Source organism: Pseudomonas laurylsulfatiphila (assembly GCF_002934665.1).
GTDB lineage: Bacteria > Pseudomonadota > Gammaproteobacteria > Pseudomonadales > Pseudomonadaceae > Aquipseudomonas > Aquipseudomonas laurylsulfatiphila.
Genome location: NZ_NIRS01000004.1, coordinates 499,335 through 523,405, shown reverse-complemented (window position 1 = coordinate 523,405; position 24,071 = coordinate 499,335). Strand labels below are relative to the sequence as shown.

General features: G+C 59.9%; 23 protein-coding genes, 1 tRNA gene and 1 pseudogene. 18 read left to right on the top strand and 7 right to left on the bottom strand.

Features of this window, described 5'->3' with window-relative positions:
- Positions 1–12 precede the first annotated feature (12 nt).
- From CD175_RS17130 to CD175_RS17110, 5 genes are all read left to right on the top strand, one after another.
- Positions 13–246 (top strand): hypothetical protein, encoded by a 234-nt coding sequence (locus CD175_RS17130; protein ID WP_104449798.1) that lies wholly within the window; start codon positions 13–15, stop codon positions 244–246.
- 210 nt (positions 247–456) lie between these two features.
- Positions 457–801 (top strand): ribonuclease E inhibitor RraB, encoded by a 345-nt coding sequence (locus tag CD175_RS17125; protein ID WP_007971898.1) that lies wholly within the window; start codon positions 457–459, stop codon positions 799–801.
- A 431-nt stretch (positions 802–1,232) separates the two neighbouring features.
- Complete coding sequence (locus CD175_RS17120) at positions 1,233–2,642, top strand: circularly permuted type 2 ATP-grasp protein (protein WP_007971899.1); 1,410 nt, start codon at positions 1,233–1,235, stop codon at positions 2,640–2,642.
- A 12-nt stretch (positions 2,643–2,654) separates the two neighbouring features.
- Positions 2,655–3,605: an alpha-E domain-containing protein gene (locus tag CD175_RS17115; RefSeq protein ID WP_104449797.1), complete on the top strand. Its 951-nt coding sequence runs from the start codon at positions 2,655–2,657 to the stop codon at positions 3,603–3,605.
- On the top strand, positions 3,602–4,411 hold the full coding sequence (locus CD175_RS17110) for a transglutaminase family protein (RefSeq protein ID WP_104449796.1): 810 nt from the start codon (positions 3,602–3,604) through the stop codon (positions 4,409–4,411). Before CD175_RS17115 ends, CD175_RS17110 begins: the two co-directional genes overlap by 4 nt.
- A gap of 114 nt (positions 4,412–4,525) precedes the next feature.
- Here CD175_RS17110 and CD175_RS17105 read toward each other — a convergent pair.
- Positions 4,526–5,348: pseudogene (locus CD175_RS17105) on the bottom strand (c-type cytochrome).
- A gap of 603 nt (positions 5,349–5,951) precedes the next feature.
- Here CD175_RS17105 and CD175_RS17100 point away from each other — a divergent pair.
- From CD175_RS17100 to CD175_RS17090, 3 genes are all read left to right on the top strand, one after another.
- Positions 5,952–7,157 (top strand): acetyl-CoA C-acetyltransferase, encoded by a 1,206-nt coding sequence (locus CD175_RS17100; protein WP_104449794.1) that lies wholly within the window; start codon positions 5,952–5,954, stop codon positions 7,155–7,157.
- 24 nt (positions 7,158–7,181) lie between these two features.
- Positions 7,182–9,326 carry a 3-hydroxyacyl-CoA dehydrogenase NAD-binding domain-containing protein gene (locus CD175_RS17095; protein WP_104449793.1) on the top strand — a complete coding sequence of 715 codons (2,145 nt, stop codon included), beginning with the start codon at positions 7,182–7,184 and terminating at the stop codon, positions 9,324–9,326.
- Between the two features lie 95 nt (positions 9,327–9,421).
- A complete protein-coding gene (locus CD175_RS17090) occupies positions 9,422–10,144 on the top strand; it encodes an amidotransferase (protein WP_007971914.1) in 723 nt (240 codons plus the stop codon).
- Positions 10,145–10,244: 100 nt separating this feature from the next.
- On the opposite strand, the gene CD175_RS17085 is transcribed toward CD175_RS17090, so the two are convergent.
- The 3 genes from CD175_RS17085 to CD175_RS17075 form a co-directional block, all read right to left on the bottom strand.
- Positions 10,245–11,216 (bottom strand): magnesium and cobalt transport protein CorA, encoded by a 972-nt coding sequence (locus tag CD175_RS17085; RefSeq protein ID WP_104449792.1) that lies wholly within the window; start codon positions 11,214–11,216, stop codon positions 10,245–10,247.
- Between the two features lie 163 nt (positions 11,217–11,379).
- Complete coding sequence (locus CD175_RS17080; protein WP_104449791.1) at positions 11,380–12,102, bottom strand: lysophospholipid acyltransferase family protein; 723 nt, start codon at positions 12,100–12,102, stop codon at positions 11,380–11,382.
- Positions 12,103–12,316: 214 nt separating this feature from the next.
- The gene (locus CD175_RS17075; RefSeq protein ID WP_102702387.1) at positions 12,317–13,006 is read right to left on the bottom strand and encodes a crotonase/enoyl-CoA hydratase family protein; all 690 of its coding nucleotides are present in this window, start codon (positions 13,004–13,006) and stop codon (positions 12,317–12,319) included.
- 307 nt (positions 13,007–13,313) lie between these two features.
- On the opposite strand from CD175_RS17075, the gene CD175_RS17070 reads away from it, so the two are divergent.
- Positions 13,314–13,403, top strand: a tRNA-Ser gene (locus CD175_RS17070).
- A gap of 92 nt (positions 13,404–13,495) precedes the next feature.
- On the opposite strand, the gene CD175_RS17065 is transcribed toward CD175_RS17070, so the two are convergent.
- On the bottom strand, positions 13,496–14,080 hold the full coding sequence (locus CD175_RS17065; RefSeq protein WP_104449969.1) for a hypothetical protein: 585 nt from the start codon (positions 14,078–14,080) through the stop codon (positions 13,496–13,498).
- 188 nt (positions 14,081–14,268) lie between these two features.
- Between CD175_RS17065 and CD175_RS17060 the strand changes: the two genes are divergently transcribed.
- From CD175_RS17060 to CD175_RS17030, 7 genes are all read left to right on the top strand, one after another.
- Positions 14,269–15,555: a serine hydrolase domain-containing protein gene (locus CD175_RS17060; protein ID WP_240629008.1), complete on the top strand. Its 1,287-nt coding sequence runs from the start codon at positions 14,269–14,271 to the stop codon at positions 15,553–15,555.
- Complete coding sequence (locus tag CD175_RS17055) at positions 15,552–15,872, top strand: YbjQ family protein (protein WP_104449789.1); 321 nt, start codon at positions 15,552–15,554, stop codon at positions 15,870–15,872. Before CD175_RS17060 ends, CD175_RS17055 begins: the two co-directional genes overlap by 4 nt.
- Positions 15,873–16,016: 144 nt before the next feature.
- Positions 16,017–16,205: a hypothetical protein gene (locus CD175_RS17050; RefSeq protein WP_104449968.1), complete on the top strand. Its 189-nt coding sequence runs from the start codon at positions 16,017–16,019 to the stop codon at positions 16,203–16,205.
- A gap of 312 nt (positions 16,206–16,517) precedes the next feature.
- Complete coding sequence (locus tag CD175_RS17045; protein ID WP_104449788.1) at positions 16,518–16,886, top strand: bacteriocin; 369 nt, start codon at positions 16,518–16,520, stop codon at positions 16,884–16,886.
- Between the two features lie 112 nt (positions 16,887–16,998).
- Positions 16,999–17,466, top strand: a complete 468-nt coding sequence (locus CD175_RS17040) for a YMGG-like glycine zipper-containing protein (RefSeq protein WP_104449787.1) — start codon at positions 16,999–17,001, stop codon at positions 17,464–17,466.
- 16 nt (positions 17,467–17,482) lie between these two features.
- Positions 17,483–17,665, top strand: a complete 183-nt coding sequence (locus CD175_RS17035; RefSeq protein WP_104449786.1) for a hypothetical protein — start codon at positions 17,483–17,485, stop codon at positions 17,663–17,665.
- 107 nt (positions 17,666–17,772) lie between these two features.
- Positions 17,773–17,997: a hypothetical protein gene (locus CD175_RS17030; RefSeq protein WP_104449785.1), complete on the top strand. Its 225-nt coding sequence runs from the start codon at positions 17,773–17,775 to the stop codon at positions 17,995–17,997.
- On the opposite strand, the gene CD175_RS17025 is transcribed toward CD175_RS17030, so the two are convergent.
- Positions 17,978–21,187 carry an RHS repeat-associated core domain-containing protein gene (locus CD175_RS17025; RefSeq protein ID WP_104449784.1) on the bottom strand — a complete coding sequence of 1,070 codons (3,210 nt, stop codon included), beginning with the start codon at positions 21,185–21,187 and terminating at the stop codon, positions 17,978–17,980. The two genes, CD175_RS17030 and CD175_RS17025, sit on opposite strands and share 20 nt — an antisense overlap.
- 247 nt (positions 21,188–21,434) lie before the next feature.
- On the opposite strand from CD175_RS17025, the gene CD175_RS17020 reads away from it, so the two are divergent.
- A complete protein-coding gene (locus tag CD175_RS17020; protein WP_104449783.1) occupies positions 21,435–22,130 on the top strand; it encodes an HAD-IA family hydrolase in 696 nt (231 codons plus the stop codon).
- 119 nt (positions 22,131–22,249) lie between these two features.
- On the opposite strand, the gene CD175_RS17015 is transcribed toward CD175_RS17020, so the two are convergent.
- Positions 22,250–22,996, bottom strand: coding sequence for a 3-oxoacyl-ACP reductase family protein (locus tag CD175_RS17015; protein ID WP_104449782.1), 747 nt, complete (start codon positions 22,994–22,996; stop codon positions 22,250–22,252).
- Positions 22,997–23,120: 124 nt separating this feature from the next.
- Here CD175_RS17015 and CD175_RS17010 point away from each other — a divergent pair, with 124 nt between their 5' ends.
- Positions 23,121–24,044, top strand: a complete 924-nt coding sequence (locus CD175_RS17010; RefSeq protein WP_104449781.1) for a LysR family transcriptional regulator — start codon at positions 23,121–23,123, stop codon at positions 24,042–24,044.
- Positions 24,045–24,071 lie beyond the last annotated feature (27 nt).

Below are 24,071 nucleotides of genomic sequence, written 5' to 3'. Positions count from 1 at the left end.
GAGGAGGCATCAATGCAAAAGTGGAAAATCACTTTCGTGGATGATCATGGCGAAACTACCGACGAAGTCTTCGAGTGCACCGAGCGCCCGGACAACGAGCGTGCCGCCAAGCTCATCAAGGAACGGCTTCTTCCTGTCGCTGCCGAACTGGATCTGAACGATCTGGAAGGGCGGACCGCCGATGCGAGTGTCAAAGAGCTCAAGTCCCAGAACAGCATTGAAATCCTCGGCATTACTCCAATCTGAACGACACCTGTCGCATTCACATCCAGGCCTTGGCAGAGGCTCTATCTTGAGGCTACTCTGCAAGCGAGATCAGCGAATGAATCGCTAAGGTCTGGTCTTGTCAGCTCCATGCTTGTTTCCCGCCGGCACATCGGTTGCCGTCGCTCGCGCTGTTCGGTTGCGGGTGAGGGAGTACGGAAAGTCTATCCATCGTTTTGAGGAGGACGTTTCATGAGCACAGCCTATCAAGAAGACATCAGCAGCAGCGTGTTGCGCCGCATGAAAGAAGGCGGTTTTGACTTTTCGCGGTTTCATCCCATCGAGTTCTACGCCATTTTCCCGGATGAGGAGCGGGCACGCAGGGCGGCAGGTCATTTCCACCGTGGTGAATCCCTGGATGCGCAAGTCAGTGTGCGCGACGATGGCGCCTGGGCGCTGGAGTTGTGCAAAGTCATGTATGCCACCTACGACGATATCGGCGACTTCGAACAGGGTTTCGAAGCGGTTGTCGAGCCGTTGGGCGGCATCATCGAAGGCTGGGGTGTGAAACAGGAGGTACGAGGGCGACTCGCATAAGCTTATGAACAGTGACAACCGGCATTGACGGCTGACCTTCGGGTTGGCCGTTTTCGTTTTTGGATGTTGAAGATCAAAAGATCGCACACACCCTGTAGGAGCTGCCGAAGGCTGCGATCTTTTGATCTTGTTTCAAGACGGCAAAAAAAGCCGCCTGAGCAGGCGGCTAAAAGGGAAGTTCGGTGTGCTTTTCAGCGAATGCCTAGATTATCCGCACCCGTTACCGGGCAGTGAAATCATCTCTGGCTATGCTGGTGATAGGCGATAGCCACGCCTTGCAATGAAGCGGGGGCGATCAGATTGGAGCATTTGCCGCACAGGAATGGTGCGGTACTTGCGCATTGATTATCCAACTGATTGATATCAAAGCGTTTATGCCGCTGGCACGGGCCTTGCGAAGGTCTGGACGTCCGAGTGACAAGGAGTACGGCATGATCCGCACCTATTTTGATGAGATGTACGATGCCGGCGGCCAGGTCCGCCCGCATTATCGGGAGTTTGCCCGTTGGCTGGCCGAGACGCCTGACGAGCTTCTGGCACAACGGCGACGCGAGGCCGATCTGCTGTTTCATCGCGCCGGGATTACCTTCACGCTCTACGGGGACGAGCAGGGCACAGAGCGCCTGATCCCCTTCGACACCATCCCCCGCAGTATCCCCGCCAGTGAATGGCGGGTCGTCGAGCGCGGGTGCATCCAGCGGGTCAAGGCGTTGAACATGTTCCTCGCCGACCTGTATCACGAGCAACGCATCATCAAGGCCGGCATCATTCCGGCCGAGCAGGTGCTGGCCAACGAGCAGTACCAGTTGGCGATGCAGGGGCTGGACCTGCACCGCGATATCTACTCGCACATCTCCGGCGTCGACCTGGTGCGCGACGGCGACGGCACGTATTACGTGCTCGAAGACAATCTGCGCACACCGAGCGGCGTCAGCTACATGCTCGAAGACCGCAAGATGATGATGCGCCTGTTCCCCGAACTGTTCGCGGCGCAACGCATCGCCCCCATCGACCACTACCCGAACCTGTTGCTCGATACCCTGAAAAGCTCAAGCCCCATCGACAACCCCAGCGTGGTGGTGCTGACACCGGGACGCTTCAACAGTGCGTTCTTCGAGCATGCGTTTCTGGCGCGGGAAATGGGTGTGGAACTGGTGGAAGGCGCGGACCTGTTCGTGCGTGACGACAAGGTCTTCATGCGCACCACCGATGGGCCGAAAGCGGTCGACGTGATTTATCGTCGCCTCGACGACGCCTTCCTCGATCCGCTGGCCTTCAACCCGGAATCGATGCTCGGCGTGCCGGGGCTGCTGTCGTCCTACCGTTCCGGCAACGTGGTGTTGGCCAATGCCATCGGCACGGGGGTGGCGGACGACAAATCGGTGTATCCGTTCGTGACCGACATGATCCGTTTCTACCTCGATGAAGAGCCGATCCTGAAGAACGTGCCGACCTGGCAGTGCCGGAATCCGTCTGAACTTTCCCATGTGCTGGCCAATCTTCCAGAACTGGTGGTCAAGGAAACCCAGGGCTCCGGCGGTTATGGAATGCTGGTGGGGCCGGCGGCGACGGCGGCGGAAATCGAAGCCTTCCGCGCGCGGATCATCGCCAAGCCTCATGCCTATATCGCACAACCGACGCTGTCGCTGTCGACCTGTCCGACCTTTGTCGAAAACGGTATCGCACCACGCCACATTGACTTGCGGCCGTTTGTCCTGTCGGGGCGTGAGACCCGGGTGGTGCCCGGCGGTTTGACCCGTGTCGCCCTGCGCGAAGGCTCCCTGGTGGTCAACTCCTCCCAGGGTGGCGGAACCAAGGACACCTGGGTGGTCGAGGATTAAAGGAAGCCTGCCATGTTAAGTAGAACTGCCTCGGATTTGTATTGGATGTCGCGTTATCTGGAGCGGGCGGAAAACCTCGCACGGATGCTCGACATCAGCTATTCGCTGTCGCTGATGCCGCAAGACGGCCGTGGCGACGGTTTGCACGAACTGGCCATGCCGCTGTTGATCACCGGCACCCTGGACGATTACCTGGAGCGCCATGGCGAACTGCATGCCGAACGGCTGCTGCATTTCTTTGCCCTGGATGCGGCCAACCCGGCGAGCATCTATAGCTGCCTCGGCGCCGCACGGGCCAGCGCCCATGCGGTGCGTGGGCGCATCACCGCCGACATGTGGGAAAACATCAACGCCACCTGGCTGGAAATTCGCGGCATCGCCGAACAGGGCCTCAGTCGCTACGGCATGAGCCGATTCTGCGAGTGGATCAAGGAACGTTCCCACCTGTTCCGGGGCGCGTCCTACGGCACCATCATGCGTAACGATGCGTTTCGCTTCATTCGTCTGGGGACCTTCATCGAGCGGGCGGACAACACCTTGCGCCTGCTCGATGCCCGCTACGAGATGGCCGGCGACCAGGCCGAAGCGGTCAGCGATGGCACCGCTCACGCGTATTACCAGTGGAGCGCGTTGTTGCGGGCGTTGTCATCGTTCGAGGCCTACACGGAAATCTACCGCGACGCCCCTGGCGCCCGCCATGTTGCCGAATTGCTGTTGCTGCGCGCCGATGTACCGCGTTCCCTGCGCGCCTGCACCGAAGAAATCGACCAGATCCTCGCGCAATTGCCGGGGGCCAACGGTCGTCCGGCGCAGCGCCAGGCGGCAGAAATGGACGCGCGCCTGCGCTACACCGGCATCCATGAAATTCTCGAAGAAGGCCTGCACGCCTGGCTGACCGAGTTCATCCCGCTGGTGCGCCAGTTGGGTAACGCGATTCACAGTTCTTATCTGGAGGCCGCATGAGACTTTCCATTAGCCACGAGACCACCTATCACTACGAAGACAAGGTGCGGGCGAGCATCCAGTACCTGCGGCTGACGCCCCACGACAGCGAGCGCCAGCACGTGCTCAGCTGGCAGCTCGACCTGCCGCGTCCGGTGCGGGCGCAACTCGATCCGTTCGGCAACATCCTGCATGTGCTGACCATGGACGAGCCCCACGAGGCGATCATCATCGGTGCCCGCGGCCAGGTCGATATCGATGAATGGCGTGAGGCCGAACACGAAAGCCAATCGGCACTGCCGTTTCTGCGCTTCACCCGGTTGACTGAAGCCGACGCCGCCCTGCGTGCGTTCGCCGAGAAGGCGTGCAAGCAGCGCCGCGACCGCACGGCGTTGATCGATCTGATGCATGGGCTCAACCAGCATATGACCTACACGCCGGGTTCCACGGAAGTGGACACCAGCGCGGCCCAGGCCTTTGCCGGACGCTCCGGCGTGTGTCAGGACCATACCCATGCGTTTCTTGCCTGCACCCGCAGCCTGGGCATTCCTGCGCGTTATGTGTCGGGCTATCTGTACAGCGAAAGCAGCGAACACTTGGCCAGCCACGCCTGGGCCGAAGCCTGGCTGGATGACGCCTGGTACAGCTTCGACGTGACCAACGAACTGGCCCGGCCGGAACGTCACCTGAAACTGGCGGTGGGCCTGGATTACCTGGATGCCTGCCCGGTACGCGGAATGCGCCGGGGCGGCGGGTGTGAGCAGATGCATGCCAAGGTGCTGGTCTCACCGACGCCCGCGCCGGTGATTTCGGTGCAACAACAGTAATACCGCGGATCGCCCTTTGTAGGAGCTGCCGAAGGCTGCGATCTTTTGACGTTGTCTTTTAAAAAGCAAAATCAAAAGATCGCAGCCTTCGGCAGCTCCTACAGTGCGTGCGAGTCAGGGCTTGATCTTGCGCCCGACCATATGTTGCAAATACCCCACCAGCATCCCCAGATCCCCATCCGGCAACACCTCGGCCGAGAAACCGGGCATCTTCGCCTGCGGCCATTGGCGCAAACTCTGTGGATCGCGAATGTAGCGCTTGAGGAAGTCCGCGCCGAAGTACTCGGTCGGGTTGTATGGAATATTCAGGTCCGGCCCGAACTGCGCATCCCCGGCACCATTGAGTCGATGGCACGCCAGGCAGTTCTTCTGGAACAACGCAAAACCCTTGTTCACCGGATCATCGGCCTTCAAGGCCGGATCGGGCAGCAGGGCAGGGAAGCGCTCGGCCACAGGCGCCAGGCGCTTGATGCTCGCGACCTGGAACGGCCATTGCTCGGGGCTGATGTTGCCGGCCTGCGGATCGGTCCAGACCAGGTAGAACGGCCCGGCACCCGGCTTGTCTTCCGATAGTGCTGGCCACGGTTCGGCCGGGTCTTCAATCGCCAGCCAGGCCCGTGCCCCTTGGGTACTGAGCAACGGCGCCGCGGCCATTTCGGCGGCAAAGCCATCCAGGGCCACGGCTTGCAAGTGGTCGTCAGGCTTGATGCCGGTCAGCAGGGCGGAGAGAGGCACGGCGCGGTAGCTCATGTCCCGTTTGTAGGAAACGTCGTTGCTGATGGTGATGGTTTGCACCTGAGGATGCTTGAGCAATTCCTCCGTCTGCCAGGTGCGACTGTTCGCGCCCAGCTCCAGATTCAGCTGTGCGGCCAAAAGGGGCGAGCCGAATAGCAGGGCCCCGAGCAGAATGAGCATTTTCAAAGTGATCGCCGTCCATGTCGTGGAAGTGCCATGAAGGGTGGCACAGCCACGCTGGCCCGGGTAGCGGGCCAGTCACATTTTGATAGTGGCAATTCAAAAACTGTGACGCCGTATCTTTTAGACGCGACTAGCCGATGACCTTGGTCAGGTTCGGCAATATCAACAACAGCGTGGTGGCAAAAAGGATGAGCCCGGCTTGACGTACTTTCGATTGTTTGAACATGGCTTGACCGCCTTTATTGTTATTTCCTGATGCCTGCCTGCATATCTCCATGATGGCAGCGCGTTGCACTTCCTGCAGTGACGAGCGCCTCGGCAAAACCCGACGACAACTTCGTACAAGTTCACCTTAGAGCCCGCGCAGCGCTTGGTTTAGATCCATTTCGTATGGTGTTGTCACGATTCGCTTTAAAAAAGGTATGAGGCCTATTGCCAGCTTCTTTGCCGCCCGTTGGCTAGACAGCTTGGTGTCCTGAAACGGTTAATCCACTCGTTCACGACCGTCCGTCTGAGCGTGTGCGTCAACATCTGTGAGCGCTGCGGTCATTGAATCAAACGCCGCTCGGGCCAAGAGTGAGCACTCTGCCTTTACTCTCCTGCACTGCGGTTCGAGGACGTCATGACCCAAGCATTGATTTTCGACGCATTACGCACGCCCCGTGGCAAAGGCAAGGCCGACGGCGCCTTGCACAGTGTCAAACCGGTGAATCTGGTGGCCGGTTTGCTCAGCGCGCTGCAGCAGCGCACGGCGCTGGACACCAGCCAGGTCGATGACGTGGTGCTCGGCTGCGTAACGCCGATTGGCGATCAAGGTTCTGACATCGCCAAGACCGCCGCCCAGGTGGCGGATTGGGATGTCAGTGTGGCGGGGGTACAAATCAACCGTTTCTGCGCTTCGGGGCTGGAGGCGGTCAACCTCGGCGCAATGAAAGTGCGGTCCGGCTTCGAGGATCTGGTGGTGGTCGGTGGTGTCGAGTCGATGTCACGGGTGCCGATGGGCAGCGATGGCGGCGCCTGGGCGCTGGACCCGGCGACCAACCTGCACAGCCATTTCACTCCGCAAGGGGTGGGTGCCGATCTGATCGCCACCCTTGAAGGCTTCAGCCGTCAGGACGTCGATGCCTACGCCCTGCATTCCCAGCAGAAGGCCGCGCGGGCGCGGGCCGACGGTTCGTTCAACAAGTCGCTGGTGCCGGTGCAGGACCAGAACGGCATCATCCTGCTCGATCACGATGAGTTCATCCGCGCCGAATCGACTCTGGAAGGCCTGGGCAAGCTCAAGCCGAGTTTCGAGATGATGGGGCAGATGGGATTCGATGCCACCGCGCTGCGGGTCTACAGCCATGTCGAACGGATCAATCATGTTCACACCCCGGGCAACAGTTCCGGGATTGTCGATGGTGCGGCGCTGATGCTCATCGGCTCCGAAGCCAAGGGCCGGGAGTTGGGGCTGCAGCCCCGGGCGCGGATCGTCGCCACGGCGGTCACCAGTACCGATCCGACCATCATGCTCACCGGCCCTGCGCCGGCGACCCGCAAGGCGTTGGCCAAGGCCGGGCTGCGGGTCGAAGACATTGACCTGTTCGAGGTCAACGAGGCATTCGCTTCGGTGGTGTTGAAATTCATCAAGGACATGGCGGTCGACCCGGACAAGGTCAATGTCAACGGCGGTTCCATCGCCATGGGCCACCCGCTGGGCGCCACCGGTTGCGCCATTCTCGGCACGCTGCTGGATGAACTGGAAGCCCGACGCCTGCGTTATGGCCTCGCGACCCTGTGTGTCGGCGGCGGCATGGGCATTGCCACCATCATCGAACGCCTCTGAGCCCGGACTTCAAGGAACCCCGTTATGAGCGAAGCCATTCGTTACGAAAAAGATCAGGACCACATTGTCGTCCTGACCATCGACCTGCCGGACCAGAGCGCCAACACCATGAACGCGGTGTACCGCGAGGCCATGGCCGACTGCGTCGCGCGCCTGGTGGGCGACAAGGACAACATCGCCGGCGTGATCATCACGTCGGCCAAGAAAACCTTCTTTGCCGGCGGCGACCTCAATGAATTGATCAAGGTCGGCAAGCCCGAAGCCAAAGCCTTCTACGACATGGTGCTGACCCTCAAGGGGCAGTTGCGCACCCTGGAAACCCTCGGCAAACCGGTGGTTGCGGCGATCAATGGTGCGGCACTCGGCGGCGGCTGGGAAATCTGCCTGGCCTGCCATCATCGGGTGGCGCTGGATAATCCTGCGGTGCAACTCGGCCTGCCGGAAGTCACCCTCGGCCTGCTGCCGGGCGGTGGTGGCGTGGTGCGCATGGTGCGTATGCTCGGGATCGAAAAAGCCCTGCCGTACCTGCTGGAAGGCAAGAAGGTGCGGCCGCAACAGGCATTGCAGGCAGGCTTGATCGACGCGTTGGCAACCGACCGCGAAGATCTGCTGGCCAAGGCGCGGGCGTGGATTCTCGCCAACCCGGTGGCGGTACAACGCTGGGATGTGAAGGGCTATCAGATTCCGGGCGGCACACCGTCGAATCCGAAAGTCGCGCAGATGCTGGCGATTGCCCCGTCTATCCTGCGCAGCAAAACCCAGGGCACGATGCCCGCGCCGGAGAAAATCCTCTGCGCAGCGGTGGAGGGCGCGCAGGTGGATTTCGACACCGCGCACCTGATCGAAACCCGCTACTTCACCGAGCTGACCACCGGCCAGGTCTCGAAAAACCTGATAGGCACGTTCTGGTTCCAGCTCAACGAAATCAACGCCGGCGGCTCGCGGCCGCAAGGTTTTGCGCCTTATGTCACCCGCAAGGTTGGCGTGCTCGGCGCCGGGATGATGGGCGCCGGTATTGCGTTTGTCAGCGCGTCGGCGGGTATCGACGTGGTACTCAAGGACATCAACCTCGCCGCAGCCCAGAAGGGCAAGGCGCATTCGGCAGCGCTGCTGGACAAGAAAGTCGCCCGCGGACAAATGAGCGTCGAGCAACGTGACGCGGTGCTGGCGCGCATTCAAACCAGCGAAAACGATGCTGACCTGGCCGGTTGCGACCTGATCATCGAGGCGGTGTTCGAGGATCGTGACCTGAAGGCCAAAGTCTCGTTGGCCGCGCAGAAGGTCGTCGGCGCGGACGCAGTGATCGCGTCCAACACCTCGACCTTGCCGATCAGCGGCCTGGCGTGCGCCGTGCCCGATCAGAGCAAGTTCATCGGCCTGCACTTTTTCAGCCCCGTGGAAAAAATGCCGCTGGTGGAAATCATCAAGGGTGCCAACACCAGCGACGAAACCCTGGCCCGCGGATTCGATTACGTCCTGCAAATCAGGAAAACCCCGATTGTGGTCAATGACAGCCGCGGTTTCTTCACGTCGCGGGTGTTCGGCACCTTCACCAACGAAGGCATTGCCATGCTGGGTGAAGGTGTGAACGCGGCGATGATCGAGACTGAAGCACGCAAGGCCGGCATGCCTGTAGGGCCGCTGGCGATCTCTGATGAAGTTTCCCTCAGCCTGATGAACCATATCCGCCTGCAAACGGCCAAGGACCTGCAAGCAGAAGGCAAGCCGCTGACAGAACATCCTGCGTTTGCCGTCATCGACTTGCTGCTCAATGAGTTCAAGCGTCCGGGCAAGGCGGCCGGTGGCGGTTTCTATGAGTATCCGCTGGGCGGCCAGAAACACCTGTGGCCGGAGTTGAAAAAACGCTTCGAGAAAGCCGACGGGCAGATTTCGCCAGTGGATGTGCGTGATCGCCTGCTGTTCGTGCAAGCCATCGAAACCGTGCGTTGTGTGGAGGAGGGCGTGTTGACCTCGACGGCGGACGCCAACGTCGGCTCGATCTTCGGCATCGGTTTTGCCGCCTGGACCGGCGGTGCACTGCAGTTCATCAACCAGTACGGCGTACAGGACTTCGTCGCCCGCGCCCAGTACCTGGCCAAGCAATATGGCGAACGGTTCGCGCCGCCTGCACTGCTCCTGGAAAAAGCGGCGAAAGGGGAGGCCTTCTAAGGGCGCGATGACACATTTCGGGGCTTGCCTTGTCACAGTGTTTCAAGGCAGGCTCTGGGGTGTGCATTATTCCCATCACGTGTCAGGTATTTTTTATGTCGTTACGCATCTGCATTCTGGAAACCGACCACCTGCGTCCGGAATTGGTTGACCAATATCAGGGCTACGGGCAGATGTTCAAACACCTGTTTTCGCAGCAGCCGATTGCCGCCGAGTTCACCGTCTACAACGTGGTGCAGGGTGAATACCCAAGCGACGACCTGACATTCGATGCCTACCTGGTGACGGGCAGCAAGGCCGATTCCTTCGGCACCGACCCGTGGATCGAAACCCTCAAGAAGTACCTGTTGACCCGCTACGAGCGTGGCGACAAGTTGCTCGGTGTCTGCTTCGGTCATCAGTTGCTGGCATTGCTGCTTGGTGGCAAGAGCGAGCGCGCCACTCAAGGCTGGGGTGTCGGCACCCACAACTACAAACTGGCCGCCAAGGCGCCATGGATGAGTCCTGTACGCGAAGAACTGACGCTGCTGATCAGCCACCAGGATCAGGTCACGTCGCTGCCGGAGAACGCCACGGTCATCGCCTCCAGCGATTTCTGCCCCTATGCCGCCTACCACATCAACGATCAGGTGCTGTGCTTCCAGGGGCATCCGGAGTTCATCCACGACTACTCCCGCGCCCTGCTGGAGATTCGTCAGGATGCGCTGGGCCAGCAGATCTACTCCAAAGGCATTGCGAGCCTGGAGCAGGAGCACCACGGCACCACGGTTGCCGAGTGGATGATGCGGTTTGTCGCGCACAAGCCGGCCGCTGTTTAAAACCTGTAGGAGCGAGCCCTGCTCGCGATGGTCGTGAACGATAACGCGCCAAACCTGACAGCCCACGGTGCTCTCAGGTTTTTCGCGAGCGAGCTCGCGCCTACAACCAGCCGGACTTTTTGAAGCTCGCCCACAACCCCAGGCAGCCCAGCGTAATAAACCCCAGCACCCCGAAATACCCGTAGTGCCAGCTCAACTCCGGCATGTTCTGGAAGTTCATCCCGTAGATCCCCGCCACCGCCGTCGGAAAGGCCAGAATCGCCGCCCAGGCCGCAAACTTGCGTTGCACCACGCTCTGGCGAGAGGCTTCCAGCAGCACCCCGACCTCAATCGTCTGGCTGGCAATATCCGCCAGGGTTGTCAGGTCTTCCATCTGCCGCGTTACATGGATCTGCACATCGCGGAAGTACGGACGCATGTTCTTGTCGATGAACGGGAAGCTCAGCTTTTGCAGTTCCTCGCCAATCTCCACCATCGGCGCCGCGTAACGACGCAGGCGCAAGACATCCCGGCGCAAGCCATGAAGTTTCTGAATGTCATGCTCATTCAGCGCACTGCAAAGTACGTTGCGTTCCAGCTCATCGATTTCAGCATGGATGGCTTCACCCATTGGCTGGTAGTTTTCGATGACGAAGTCGAGGATGGCGTAAAGTACGAAATCTTCTCCGTGCTCCAGCAGAATCGGACGTGCCTCACAGCGCTGTCGGACATAGGCGTAGGAAGCCGAATGGCCGTTGCGTGCGGTAATGATGTAACCCTTGCCCGCAAAGATATGTGTTTCGATGAATTCGAGTTTGCCTTCATTACGAATCGGCGAGTACGTAACGATGAACAGCGCATCGCCGAAGGTTTCCAGCTTCGGCCGGCTGTGCTTTTCCAGGGCGTCTTCAATCGCCAGTTCGTGCAGGTTGAACTGGCGTTGCAGATTGCTCAGTTCCTGGGCGTTCGGCTCTTCCAGGCCGATCCAGACAAAGTGCCCGGGCTTTGCCGCCCAGGCTGCGCCTTCGTCGAGGGTGATATTGGTGACTTTCTTACCGGCGCTATAAACCGCCGCAGCAACAACTCTACCCATGATGGTGATTCACTTCTTCTTGGCGGCTTTCAATTGGCAACAAATGCAATGGCAGTGTCGATCAGCTTAGCCTCGCAAGGGTTTGAGAGTCAGTTAAATCTGCCGAGTTCGCCGGTAAAGTCTCACAGGCAAAAGAAAACCCGCACCAGGCGGGTTTTCTTGTTCAGGCGGCTTGCAGTTGCCGGTCCATCGACTCGATGCATTCACGCATCTGTTCGCGGCACTGGGCAATCAGCAGGGGCATGTCGTCCAGGCTCAATCCGGCGGTGGGAATCGCCGGCAACGAGCGAATCAGGATTTTCCCGCTACGCCAGCGGTTCAATCGCATGTGTTTGACGTAGCTGCTGACACACACCGGCACGATGGGTACCCCGGCGGCAATGGCCATCTGGAAGGCGCCTTTCTTGAAGGGCAGCAACTCCTCACCCAGGTTGCGCGTGCCTTCCGGGAACACCCAGATCGAGGTGTCTTTGTTTTGCAGGGTGTGGGTGGTGGTCAACATCGACTTGCGCGCCTTGTGCGCATTGCCGCGGTCGATCAGCACATTGCCGGCCAGCCAGAACAGCTGCCCGAACAGTGGCACCCATTTCAGGCTCTTTTTGCCGATGCACACGGTACGGCGGGGCACCACGTTGCCAAACACGAACAGGTCGTAGTTGGACTGATGATTGGCGATGATCACGCAACTGTCAGGTTTATCCATCAACGGCCCGACGTCGGTCTTCACCCGCAAACGCAAAATACACATCGCCGGCCACGCATACAGGCGTGCGCACAGGCGGCTGTTGTCCGGGTTGAAAGGCCGACACAGGCCGAGGATTACACCCAGTACACCCGCCACGATAAAATGTAGGCCCATCAATGACATACGAAACAAAAACAGCATTTACAGGCCCCACCGGGACAAAAGGTGGCGCAGTGTACGGATGTGCACTGTTTTCGGCAATTGCTGCCAGAGTAGTGAGAGATAGCCGATGTTTGTGCTGATGTTTCCGACTAATGGGTCAGATGCGGTCTAGAGCGGTTACAGGTGTTTAACCAGGACAGGTACAAAAAAGCCCGACACGACGGTCGGGCTTTTCGTTGCAGCCGATCCGGGCTTAACCCAAATGCTCCTGGTCCTGGATGATCGCGTTGTCCAGGGCCTCCAGCAGTGCTTTGCGCACTTTCAACTTGGTGTTCTTGTGCGCGGTCATGTTGATCTTCTTCAACTGACGAGCCGCCGCCAGTGCCGTGCCTTGCAGCTCTTCAGCCGACACCACGACATCCAGGAAACCGGCAGCCACGGCGCCTTGTGGATTGAACATCTCGCCATTGACCACCGAGCGCTGAAGCGCCACTTTGTTCAGGCGGTCACGGGCGATCTCGATGCCCGCGTGGTGCATGGTCATGCCGATCTGCACTTCGTTCAGGCCAATGCTGAACGGACCGTCTACGCCGATGCGATAGTCGGCCGACAACAGCAGGAACGCGCCCTTGGCCACCGCATGCCCCGGGCACGCCACGATCACCGGGAAGGGGTGCGACAGCAGGCGGCGAGCCAGGGTCGAGCCGGAGGTCACCAATGCCACGGCTTCTCTAGGGCCGGCCGTCATCACCTTCAAGTCATAACCGCCAGAGAGAATGCCCGGCTGGCCGGTAATGATCACCACCGCACGATCAGTCACTGCCCGATCCAGCGCAGCGTTGAACTCGGCAATCACATCCGGGGAGATGGCATTGACCTTGCCATTGCTCAAGGTCAGGGTCGCGATACCGTCTTCGAGATGGTAGGAAATCAACTCACTCATGACGCTATTCCTTTCAATAAAGATGGGCAGACGTTACCCACCGCCGCAGGCCAGGTAAAGCGCCGTGACTGACCCGCCAGTCACCCTTTGCCTGCCGCCAGGCGCAGCCCGCCGCGCCTGCTGCGCATTCCCCTCTATATAGAGGAGGGCACGAAGCCGGAGATTGGCCGGTTTGCCATGGCCCGGAGGGAGCGCAAACGCTGAATCGCGTTAACCGCATGAAAATTCTGAAAAAAATGTTTGCCATCGGAAAAGCTTTCGACTACATTAGCGCGCCTCGACAGACAGAACATGTTTGAAGAGATACGGTGAAGTGTCCGAGTGGCTTAAGGAGCACGCCTGGAAAGTGTGTATACAGGAAACTGTATCGAGAGTTCGAATCTCTCCTTCACCGCCACATTCTGAAAACCCCCGCAAGCTAACGGTTTGCGGGGGTTTTTCTTTTTCAGTTGTGCCACTCAATACATCCCGCCACTTCCCGAGTCTCCACTACGTCAGCTCAAACCGCTCTTGCGCATAATCCTTACCTGCCAGGGTAAGTTCAAAAATGGTGGCGCCGAACGTACCCCGTGTCACTTTTTGATTCACAAGACGTTTAGCCTGGAGTTGCTTCAGACCCTCTTCAACTTCCAGCTTGCTGAGTGAGACCAGTTTGCAAATCGAGTCCAGGTTTGCAACTTTTCTGAAGTTTGCGTGATAGGCCAAAGCTTCCATCAGCAGCGTTTGGTTATCTGTCAGCTGTGGAAACTGTGGGTTGTTCTTTTTGTAAATTTTTCGCTCTATCTCATGTAGCTCGCTGTAGGCTCCGTCGTTGCTGCGGTAGTAGTAAATCACTAAAGTCAGGGTGCTGACGAAAGCCCCGATAATCATCAGTAGCGACCAGTTCGGCAATGGCGTTTCCAGCTGAAGCCAGCTCCATGTACGTAGCAGCCAGCCCTTGATCTCTGCCAACAGCGTCAGCTCGAAGTAAGTGTCGAGCAGCTTTGTGGCAATGATCAGGGCAATAAGGAAGCCTGCAACCGTGTAGGCCATAGCCTTGCAAGTGAACGGGGAATGATTGCCTTCTGCCGCCATGCTGATGGTCTCCAGCGCAGGGAACCGATCCTTCAGCATAGCAGTAGGGCACTCTGGCATTGGCCACGCAAGCAGTGAACAAGGCGAGCCGGCTGTTAGACTGTCCGGATTCTTCGAATGGAATCGACATCATGCTCCGTCCTCGCGCCAGTTTTCGTGGTACCGCCAGGTTCATAGTGACTGTTGGGATGGTCGCCCTGTCATCAGTGGCCCTCGCTTCCGCTCCTGCAACCTTTCCCGACGCCGAAGCCAGCGACCCCGCCAGGCTGGGCTGGATGGTCGGGTCTCCACCTCCCGCTGATCGCACTGTGCGTTTTGAAGACGGTAGCTATTTCCGGTTTCCGGCAATGCGCTGGAGCGTCTCGAATTTCCGGCAACTGATGCCGACGATCAATGTTTCGCGTGGGCTTGGTTCGCCTGTTCCCTTGGTATCCATGCTACGCGACGACATCGACAGGATCAGCTTCGTCCCCCTTGGCGCCCAGCTGCCTATGACCTGGGAGCAATCCCTGGCGGCTACCTACACCGATGGCATTGTGGTGATGCACCGCGGGAAGGTCGTCTACGAGCGTTATTTCGGTGTGTTGAAGGCGGACGGTCAACACGCCGCGATGTCGGTGACCAAGTCTGTGGTCGGTACGCTGGGCGCCATGTTGGTGGCGCAGGGACGTATCGATGCTGGCAAACGGGTTGACGAATATGTACCGGAGTTGAAGGACTCCGCGTTTGGTGGCGCTACGGTACGGCAGGTGCTCGACATGACTACGGGTCTCAAATACAGCGAGGACTATGCGGACCCGGATGCCGAGGTCTGGGCTCATGCCAGGGCGGGCAGCCCGTTGCCAAAACCCAAGGACTATGACGGCCCTCGCAGTTATTACGAGTTTCTGCAGACGGTGCAACCCCAAGGCGAGCACGGCAAAGCGTTTGCCTACAAAACCGTCAACACTGATGTGTTGGGCTGGATCATTGCCCGTGCCACCGGACGCAATGTGGCGCAACTGCTGTCGGAGCAAATCTGGAGCCGATTGGGTGCCGAACAGGACGCCTATTTCACCGTGGACTCCATCGGCACGCCGTTCGCCGGCGGTGGCCTGAATACGGGGCTGCGGGATTTGGCGCGGTTTGGCGAGATGCTGCGTAACGGCGGTCGGTTCAATGGTCAGCAGATCGTACCTGAGACCGTGATTGAGGATATCCGTGCCGGTGCTGATAAACAGGCTTTCGCCAAGGCGGGGTACACATTGCTCAAAGACTGGAGTTACCGGTCGATGTGGTGGGTGACGGACAAGGAGGGCGGGGCGTTCATGGCGCGCGGGGTTCATGGGCAACGCATCTATGTCGACCCGAAGGCCGAGATGGTCATCGTCCGTTACGCATCACATCCGGTGGCCAGCAACTCGGCCAATGATCCCGTGACTTTGCCGGCGTTTGATGCGCTGGCCGAATATCTGAACAGGAATAAACAGCAATGATCACCACCACAACCCACTCCATTGAAGGCCAGCAAATCACCGCTTACCTGGACATCGTCAGCGCCGAGTCAGTGCAAGGGATCAACGTTGTTCGTGACGTATTTGCCGGGATGCGCGATTTTTTCGGCGGGCGCTCCCAGACGTTGGAGCGAGCGTTGAAGGAAGCACGCATTCAGGCCACCGATGAGATCAAGGAGCGGGCACGGGCGCTTCAGGCGGACGCGGTGGTGGGGCTTGACTATGAGATCAGCATGCCGGCCGGCAAGGGCGGGATGGTCGTCGTGTTTGTGACCGGGACAGCGGTCAAGTTGCGATGAGGGATCGCAGCCATTCGTCGGTCACGTGGGAATTGGAACGACAAGTCCATTAGTGACCGGCTAGTCTGAAAAACCTTGGCGGTCGATATTTTTCAGGCAAAGGGCTTGCCGGTGTCGATCCCGCTCTTTGAAAGGGGTGACGAGATGGCTGATCCGTATATCGAGGACGATGGCGCAGAATTTCCGATCAACAATTCCGTACGGTGTGGCCAGACCCAGTATGTGGCCAGTTTCGGCGAAGACCAGACAGAGGTCGACAAGATCAAGACCAGGGCGTGCCGGGTCCTGAAGGGCAAGTTCCTGCCCAGGGTGACAGCACCGGTCAGGAAGTAGGCGAACGCAGACAGACCCCGTGATAGAACGGGGTTTCTCATGCCTGAAAGGGTTTCATGACAAGTTTTTTAAAAGTGGAGACCTTTCACAAACTTTTCACAGCACCCTCCGTAGTCTCGACTTATCCGTTAGAAAGCAACACCTGGCCCGTTTCCCCAGCGGGCTTTTTTTTGCCCGTCGTAAAACCTTTTCCAAAATTGCTGTCCAACCGTCGCCAATTGCGAAGTTGGACCGGCGTGCTGGACTCTATCCGCGCAAAAGCATTCAATCTCGCCTCCTTTGTGTGTACCCCTATTTTTTGAGGTTTTTGTCATGCGTTTAACACTGCCTGCTCTGGTTCTGGGGCTTCTGGTTGCTCAAGGTGCAATGGCCGGTGACGGTACTGCCGCGCTGGGTGGTGGTTTGGGCGGCGCATTGGGTAACGTGGTCGGCCAGAAGATGGGCGGCAGCACTGGCGCAGTGATCGGTGCGGGCGTTGCTGGCGCGGCGGGCAGCGCAGTTGCCGCCAAAAAAGGTCATCGCACCAGCGCTGCCATCGGTGGCGGTGTCGGCGCAGCCGGTGGTTCGGTGATCGGTAAGAACCTGGGTGGCAATTCCGGTGCCACCATCGGCGCAGGCCTGGGCGGTGCATTGGGCGGCGGCGTAGGCAGCAACCTGGCCAACGGTCACAAGCGTCACTGATGCTGATCCAGATGTGAAAAAGCCCGGCTTGATGCCGGGCTTTTTCATATATGAACGATTCCCGCCGCAACGGCTCAAATCTTCCATACCCCTGAAGAATGCGAGGCGTGCCATGAACCCCAAAACCGACGGCAAACAGAACGCAAGCCCGATGACTCGACGATTGATGTTGCCTGCGATTGTTTTTGGATTGCTGCTCTCCCAGGTGGCGCTGGCAGGCGGTAATGGAGATGCCGCGGTGGGCGGTGGTCTTGGTGGGGTGCTGGGCAACGTGGTCGGTGGTCAGGTGGGTGGCAGTACTGGCGCAGCGATTGGTGCGGGTGTCGGCGGAGCGGCCGGCAGTGCCGTTGCTGCCCCCAAGAACAATCGCACCGAAGCGGCGGTAGGCGGTGGTTTGGGCGCGGCGGGCGGATCGGTGCTCGGCAACAGTCTTGGCGGTTCGACCGGATCGGCCATCGGTGCCGGTCTTGGTGGTGCAGCCGGCGGTGCGATCGGCAATGATCTGGGGGATGGCAGTGGCCATTCCCATTCCGGTGGCGGACATAAACACTCGAACAAGCACCACAAAAAGCATCACTGATTGAGTGAGGCAAACCATGACTCTGGAATCCGAAAGCACAGAAGACAAAGATCCAAGCGGACAGTCATCCATCAACGATCCCGGCAATGAAGATCCGGGATCGCTGATGGATGATGCGACGGTGCCACTTAACGATGCCGATGACGCAGGCGATGTGGGAAATATCGAGTTTGATGATGAGGAAGAGGACGAAGACTGATTGAACCCTGTTGCCGAATCAACCGATCGTCTACCGAGTCGAACGCGTCCATCGGGAAGTCCTCGATATGTCATGACCTGCTCTTGAGGTCAGATGAGAGGTGCGATATGAACACTGATCCAAAGGCCTTCGACGTTGATGAAACTCCGGAGTATCCGCTGCCGTCACCTACCGATTCCTTGAGCCGCGACCAACGGCCGCCGGACGACGATGCCGGCGTGGAGCAAGTGCCGAGCGACGAGAGCGACGAAAGTGTCGAGGCAGATCCGCAAGATCGGCGCGATGCAGATACCGATGCCTCGGAAGAGCCGGCTACTTCGAAGCGACGGTGAGGACATCCGGGGCTTGAATGCTTCCTGAAGGAATCAATCCGAGGGGGTCGCCCGATCCCAGCGGATCCACCCACCCCATCGGGTTGCGGGTGTACCGATACGGGTTCAACCCACCGCCCGACCTGAGCGGATCCGGCGTCAGAAAACGCCCGAAGTCCGGATGGTAATAGCGATGCCGGTTGTAGTGCAGACCACTCTCAGCATCGAAGTATTGCCCCTGAAACCGTAAGGGTTGTTCGAACCGTTCGCGGCTCGATTCGCGGAGTTTGCCGTGGGCGGTATATTGGGCCGACCAGACGATCGCACCGCCGTGGCCGGTCAGTTCCTGCGGGGTGCCGAGGTGGTCGAGTTGAAAGTAGTACGGGCAGGCGTGTGCCCGGCCTTTGCCGTCGAGCAGCGCCAGCGGGCGGAAGCTACCGGGCTCGCCGGGTTCACTGCGTTCATAGATGTAGCTGCGGTAGTGCCGGGGGCCGCTTTCGGCGATCAGCCGGTCGTCTTGCCAGAAGTATTGCGTGGTATAGCCGTCAACCGTTTTGTGGATGCGCCGGCCGAAGGCGTCGTAGCGATAGCTGACACTTTTACCGTCCGGGGGGCTGACGCCGATCAGGCGGTGCTGGCTGTCGTAGGCGTATTCGGTGACCTGGGGCGGCAGGCCGCGGCGTTCGCGGATCAGATTGCCGAAGGCGTCGTAGTCGTACCAGCTGTCGTCACTGCGCTGCAGTCGGTTGCCCTGGAAAACACACGGGCCGGGACGCCCGTGGATCAGCAGGTTACCGGCCGGGTCGTGGGTGAAGTGCTCTGCGCACTGGTCGCGGGCGTGACGTACGCCGGTCAGGCGGTCGAGTGCATCGTATTGATAGCGGCGTGAACCGTGGCGGCTGTCGGTAACCTTCAAGAGGTTGCCCTTGGCGCTGTAGGCATACTCGCGGCGGTACTGCGGCCGTTGTTTTTGGCTGATGTCATGGGCCTGCAAACGGCCGTGCTCGTCGTAGGCGTATTCGCTGAGCAGAAGGCCCTGTTGGCGCTGCTGTTCGCGCCCGCCGACAAAACGATGGCGGGTCAGGGGTGTGCCATTGAGGTCGATGGCCGTGAGGGCGCCTCCCTTGGCGTGGTGGTAGACGAGGATACAGGCGTCCGGCAGGCGCAGGCACTTGAGCCGACCGCAGACGTCGTAGTCGTAACGCAAAATGCCCCAGCCCTGATGCTCGGTGATCAGTCGGTCCTGAAGGTCGTATTCGAACTGCAATGGAGGGTCCCGGCCGTCATCGACGCTGACCAGTCGCCCGAGTGTGTCGTAGTGGTACTCGACCCTGACCCCATCGGGCAAGGTTTTGACCCGTAACCGCCCGGCGCTGCCACGCTGATAGCCGGTAACCAGCTGCGAGCCGTCGTCGCCAAACTCGGTTTTCTTCAGCAATTGGCCATTGAGGTCGTAGCTGTAAGTGGTACGACGTCCATCGAAGGCGGTTTCCTGTCGGATCAATCCTCCGGGGGTGTAGTCCAGACGGTAAGTGTCGCCCACCTCGTTTTCGATCTCGGTCAACAACAATTGCGCATGGTCGTAGCGGTACTTCAGCGCGCTGCCGTCGGGGTTGATCCGACGACTGATCAAGTGCAGGTCGTCGGCGTATTCGTAACGGGTTACCCGTCCCAGTTCGTCGGTCTCGGCGGTTATCCGGCCGTAGGCGTTGTAGCGCCAGGCACGGCAGACCCCCGTGGGCAGCGTGGTCCGGCTCAGTCGACCGACGGCGTCCCATTCATAACGGGTGATTGCACCGTGTTCGTCCTGCCCGGTAATCCTCCGCCCCAACGCATCGTAGGAAAACATGCGCTGAGAACCATCGGGCAAGGTTTCTTTCAGCAATTGCCCCAGGGCGTTCCAAGCGAACCGGTGAATGCTCTGGTCTGGAAAGCGGATCGTCAGCAAGCGCCCCAGCGAGTCGTAGCCATAGTGGGTGATCTGTCCGTCGGGATCGGTGACGGCCGTGATGTCTCCCTGGGCATTGCGCTGGTAGCTCCACGTCGCCCGACCTCGGGTGCGGGCGTGCAGGAAACCGTGGCGATACTTGTAGGACGTGGGCGCCTCATCCGGCGCATGCAGCGCGATCAGTCGACCGGCTTCGTCATAATGGTATTGGGTGACGGCGCCGAGGGCGTCCTGCTCGAAGATCAATCGGCCCAGATTGTCGTAGGCCTTGTGCTGCTCGCCGCCGTCCAGCCCGATTTGGCGTACCCACCGCGCGTATGGGTCATGAACGTAAACCTCCTGGCTGCCGTCGGCGTTGTTCACCGTCACGGTGCCTTGATCGTCCCAGGTGTAACGCGCCTCCATCTGCGCAAACGAGGCCCAATGATGGACGCAACGGGCGGTTTTGCCCGAGCGTTCCCACGCCCAGAAGAAACTCGCGCCACCCGCCAGTTGCCGTTGCAGGATCACGTGCTGCTCGTCGTAGTCATAACGCTCGCTTTCACCCACGGCGTTGGTCGCCTCGACCAGACGCTGGCGGGCGTCGTAGCGGTAGCTGGCCAGTGTCTGTTCGGTGCGCCAGGTGTGCGCCTCGGGCCCGCAGCGCTGAAACACCTGATAGTCGACGGCCACCAGGTGCTTGAGGTCATAACGCAGCTGCAAGGCACGGTCGGCGCCGTTGTCCAGGCGCTGAATTCGCTCAAGGCCGTCCCGCTGTACCGTCAGGCGGTTGTCGTAGGCGTCGCTGATCACGGTCAGTCGGCCGTCGCGGAAATGAAAAAAACGCGCCGCGTCGCCGGCCTGAGCGAGGATCAGTTCGCCCGGTTCTTCGCCGAGGTAAATCGCCGCCCGCGACAGTTTGTTACGGATCATCGGGCGCGCCGTCGTCGGCCATGGAAATGGCGTGCGGTGGTTTTCTGCGTCGATCCACAGCACCTGCTCGCCGTGGAATTCCAGATGCTGGGACAGCGAGTGCCGCCAGCCGAAACCGAGCCCGCTGTCGAGTTCGACGGCACGGGTGCGATAGAGGCGGGTGAAGACGAACGGCAAGATCCCGTCGAGGGTGCCGTCCGTGAGGGCCAGCGATACTTCACCGGTGACCATCGAGACCGGTCCGTTGTGGGGGGCGGTGCGCTCGATGGTATCGATACTGGTGGCGAACCTGTGCACCTGTGTCAGGGGGCCGCTGGCGTGACAGGCCAATACCTTTTGGGGATCGAACATCTGCAGACTTTCGCTTGGCGGAATGTAGGACGTGAGACTCTGCGGAGGATCTTCAAGGAAAGAAGTCGGGAAAGTTGGCGCTTGATGTAGGGCGAATCGCTAAATCACGAGAGCCATTCGGCGTGGATCGGGATTTCATCGTTGCTCTGAGGCAGCCGCGCTCGTTATGCTGCTGAATCCTTTAATCCATTCGGGGGCGGGCCTCACCTGCGCCGCCCGGGATGCCTTGGAAAACGGATCAGATGCGATGAATGCACCGCTCAAGACATTCGGCCCGATCAAGGCCGTGATTTTCGATATGGACGGCTTGCTGCTGGACACAGAGGGCATCTACACCGAAGTCACGTCCATCATTGCCGCGCGTTACGGCCGAACGTTCGACTGGAGCATCAAGCAGAACATCATTGGCCGGGGCGCTGGGGATCTGGCGCGCTATGTGGTTGAAGCGCTCGACCTGCCGATTACCGCCGAAGAGTTTCTGGTGATCCGCGAGCCGCTGATGCGCGAGCGTTTTCCTACAGCGCAAGCTATGCCTGGCGCACAGGAACTGGTACGGCATCTGAAGGCCAACCACATTCCCATTGCCGTGGGTACCAGCTCATCGAGCCAGTCGTTCGGCCAGAAAACCACCCTGCACCGCGACTGGTTCACTTTGTTCGACTTCATCGTCACCGCCGATGACCCCGAGGTGGCGGCGGCCAAACCGGCACCGGATATCTTCCTGACGGCGGCGCGGCGTCTGGGCGTCGCGCCCGAGGATTGCCTGGTGTTCGAGGATTCGCCCTTTGGTGTCACCGCGGCGAAAGCGGCGGGGATGACGGCGATTGCGATTCCGGATGCGGCAATGGCCGACGCCCGGTACGCACACGCCGATGGCATTCTTCGTACGTTGAAGGCGTTCGAGCCGGGCGCCTTTGGTTTGCCTGTGCTTGAGTGGGCCTGACAACAAATAATGTGGGAGCGGGCTTGCTCGCGAAGGCGTTGTGTCAGTCACCTCAATGTCGAATGACACACCGCCTTCGCGAGCAAGCCCGCTCCCACATTTGCTATGCGCTCAACGCATCAGGCGCCGAAGCCACCGTCGATGGTCAGGCTGGCCCCGGTGATGTAGCCGGCTTCCGGGCTGACGAGGTAGGCGACGAAGCTGGCGATCTCTTCGGCCTTGCCGTAACGGCCCACGGCCATCAACGGAATCAGGCTTTCCGCAAAGTCACCGTGGGCCGGGTTCATGTCGGTGTCGACCGGACCCGGTTGCACGTTGTTGATGGTGATGCCTTGTGGGCCGAGATCACGGGCCAGGCCTTTGGTCAGGCCGACCAGCGCCGACTTGCTCATGGCGTACGGGCCGCCACCGGCGAAGGGCATGCGATCGGCGTTGGTGCTGCCGATGTTGATGATGCGACCGCCTTCGGTCATGTGTTTGGCGGCGGCCTGGGTGGCAATGAAAACGCTGCGTACGTTGATGGCCAGGGTCTGGTCGAAGTCTTCGAGTTTGAACTCGGCCAGCGGTGCGACGGCCAGTACGCCTGCATTGTTGACCAGGATATCCAGGCGACCGAAGGCTTCCACCGTGGCGGACACGGCGCCGCGGATCGCGTCGGCGTCGGCGCTGTCGGCCTTGATGGCCAGGGCTTTGCCGCCCTTGGCGGTGATGCTGTGTTGCAACTCTTCAGCTTTGGCTGTCGAGCTGACATAAGTGAAGGCAACGGTCGCGCCTTCAGCGGCCAGGCGCTTGACGATGGCTGCACCGATGCCGCGGGAACCACCTTGAATCAATGCCACTTTGCCGCTGAGGTTTTGAGTAGTCATGTCGGTCTCCAAGTCCCGAGGCGAGATGTCCCGGTTGATGGAGGTTAGTATCGATTCAGGATTACGAGCTGTGTAGACCATAATTGCGATAGTCTGTGTAAACCAAAAGTTTATAGTGGCGCCTATGGAAACCTTCAGCAGTATCGAATGCTTTGTGCGCAGCGCCGAGGTCGGCAGCTTCGCCGAAGCGGCGCGACGCTTGAGCCTGACACCGGCTGCGGTGGGCAAGAGCGTTGCCAAACTTGAGGCGCGCCTGGGCGTCAGATTGTTTCAGCGCAGCACGCGCAGCCTGACGCTGACCGAGGCCGGTCAGTTGTTTCTCGGCGAAGTCAGCACCAGCCTGCACACCATCCAGAATGCCGTGGCCAATCTCGCCAGCGCCGGTGGGCAGCCAGCGGGTACATTGAAGGTCAGCATGGGGACGGTATTCGGTTGCCTGTACATAGTGCCGATGCTCGACGAGTTTCTGCGGCGATTCCCGGCGATCAACCCGGACTGGCACTTCGACAACCGCCAGGTCGATCTGATCGGGCAGGGGTTCGATGCGGCCATCGGCGGCGGCTTCGAATTACCCCAGGGCGTAGTCGCGCGCAAGCTGAGTCCGGCGCATCGGGTATTGGTGGCTACGCCGGATTACCTGGCGGCACATGCGTCAATCACCGAACCGGACGACCTCAAGCACCACGACGGGATTCTGATCCGCTCGCCACAAACCGGTCGCGTGCGCTCCTGGCAGTTGACCCATCGCAATCAGCAACACAGCCCATTGACGCTCAAGGCGCGGATGACCATGAGCGATTCCGAGGCCGCCTGCGTCGCCGCCGCACAAGGTCTGGGTATTGCGCTGGTGAGTATGCCGTTCGCCTCGGGTTACCTGGAGACGGGCAGGTTGCAGCGGGTGTTGCCGGACTGGTACATCGACGACGGCTACACCTCCATCTATTACGCCGAACACAAGCTGCTGCCCGGCAAGACCCGGGCGTTTGTCGATTTCATCATCGAGCAGTTTGCCGAGCGGGGGTTGGGGCAGAGGTTCAGTGCGGTTTGAGCAAGTCTTGAAACCGAGGTGCGGCCA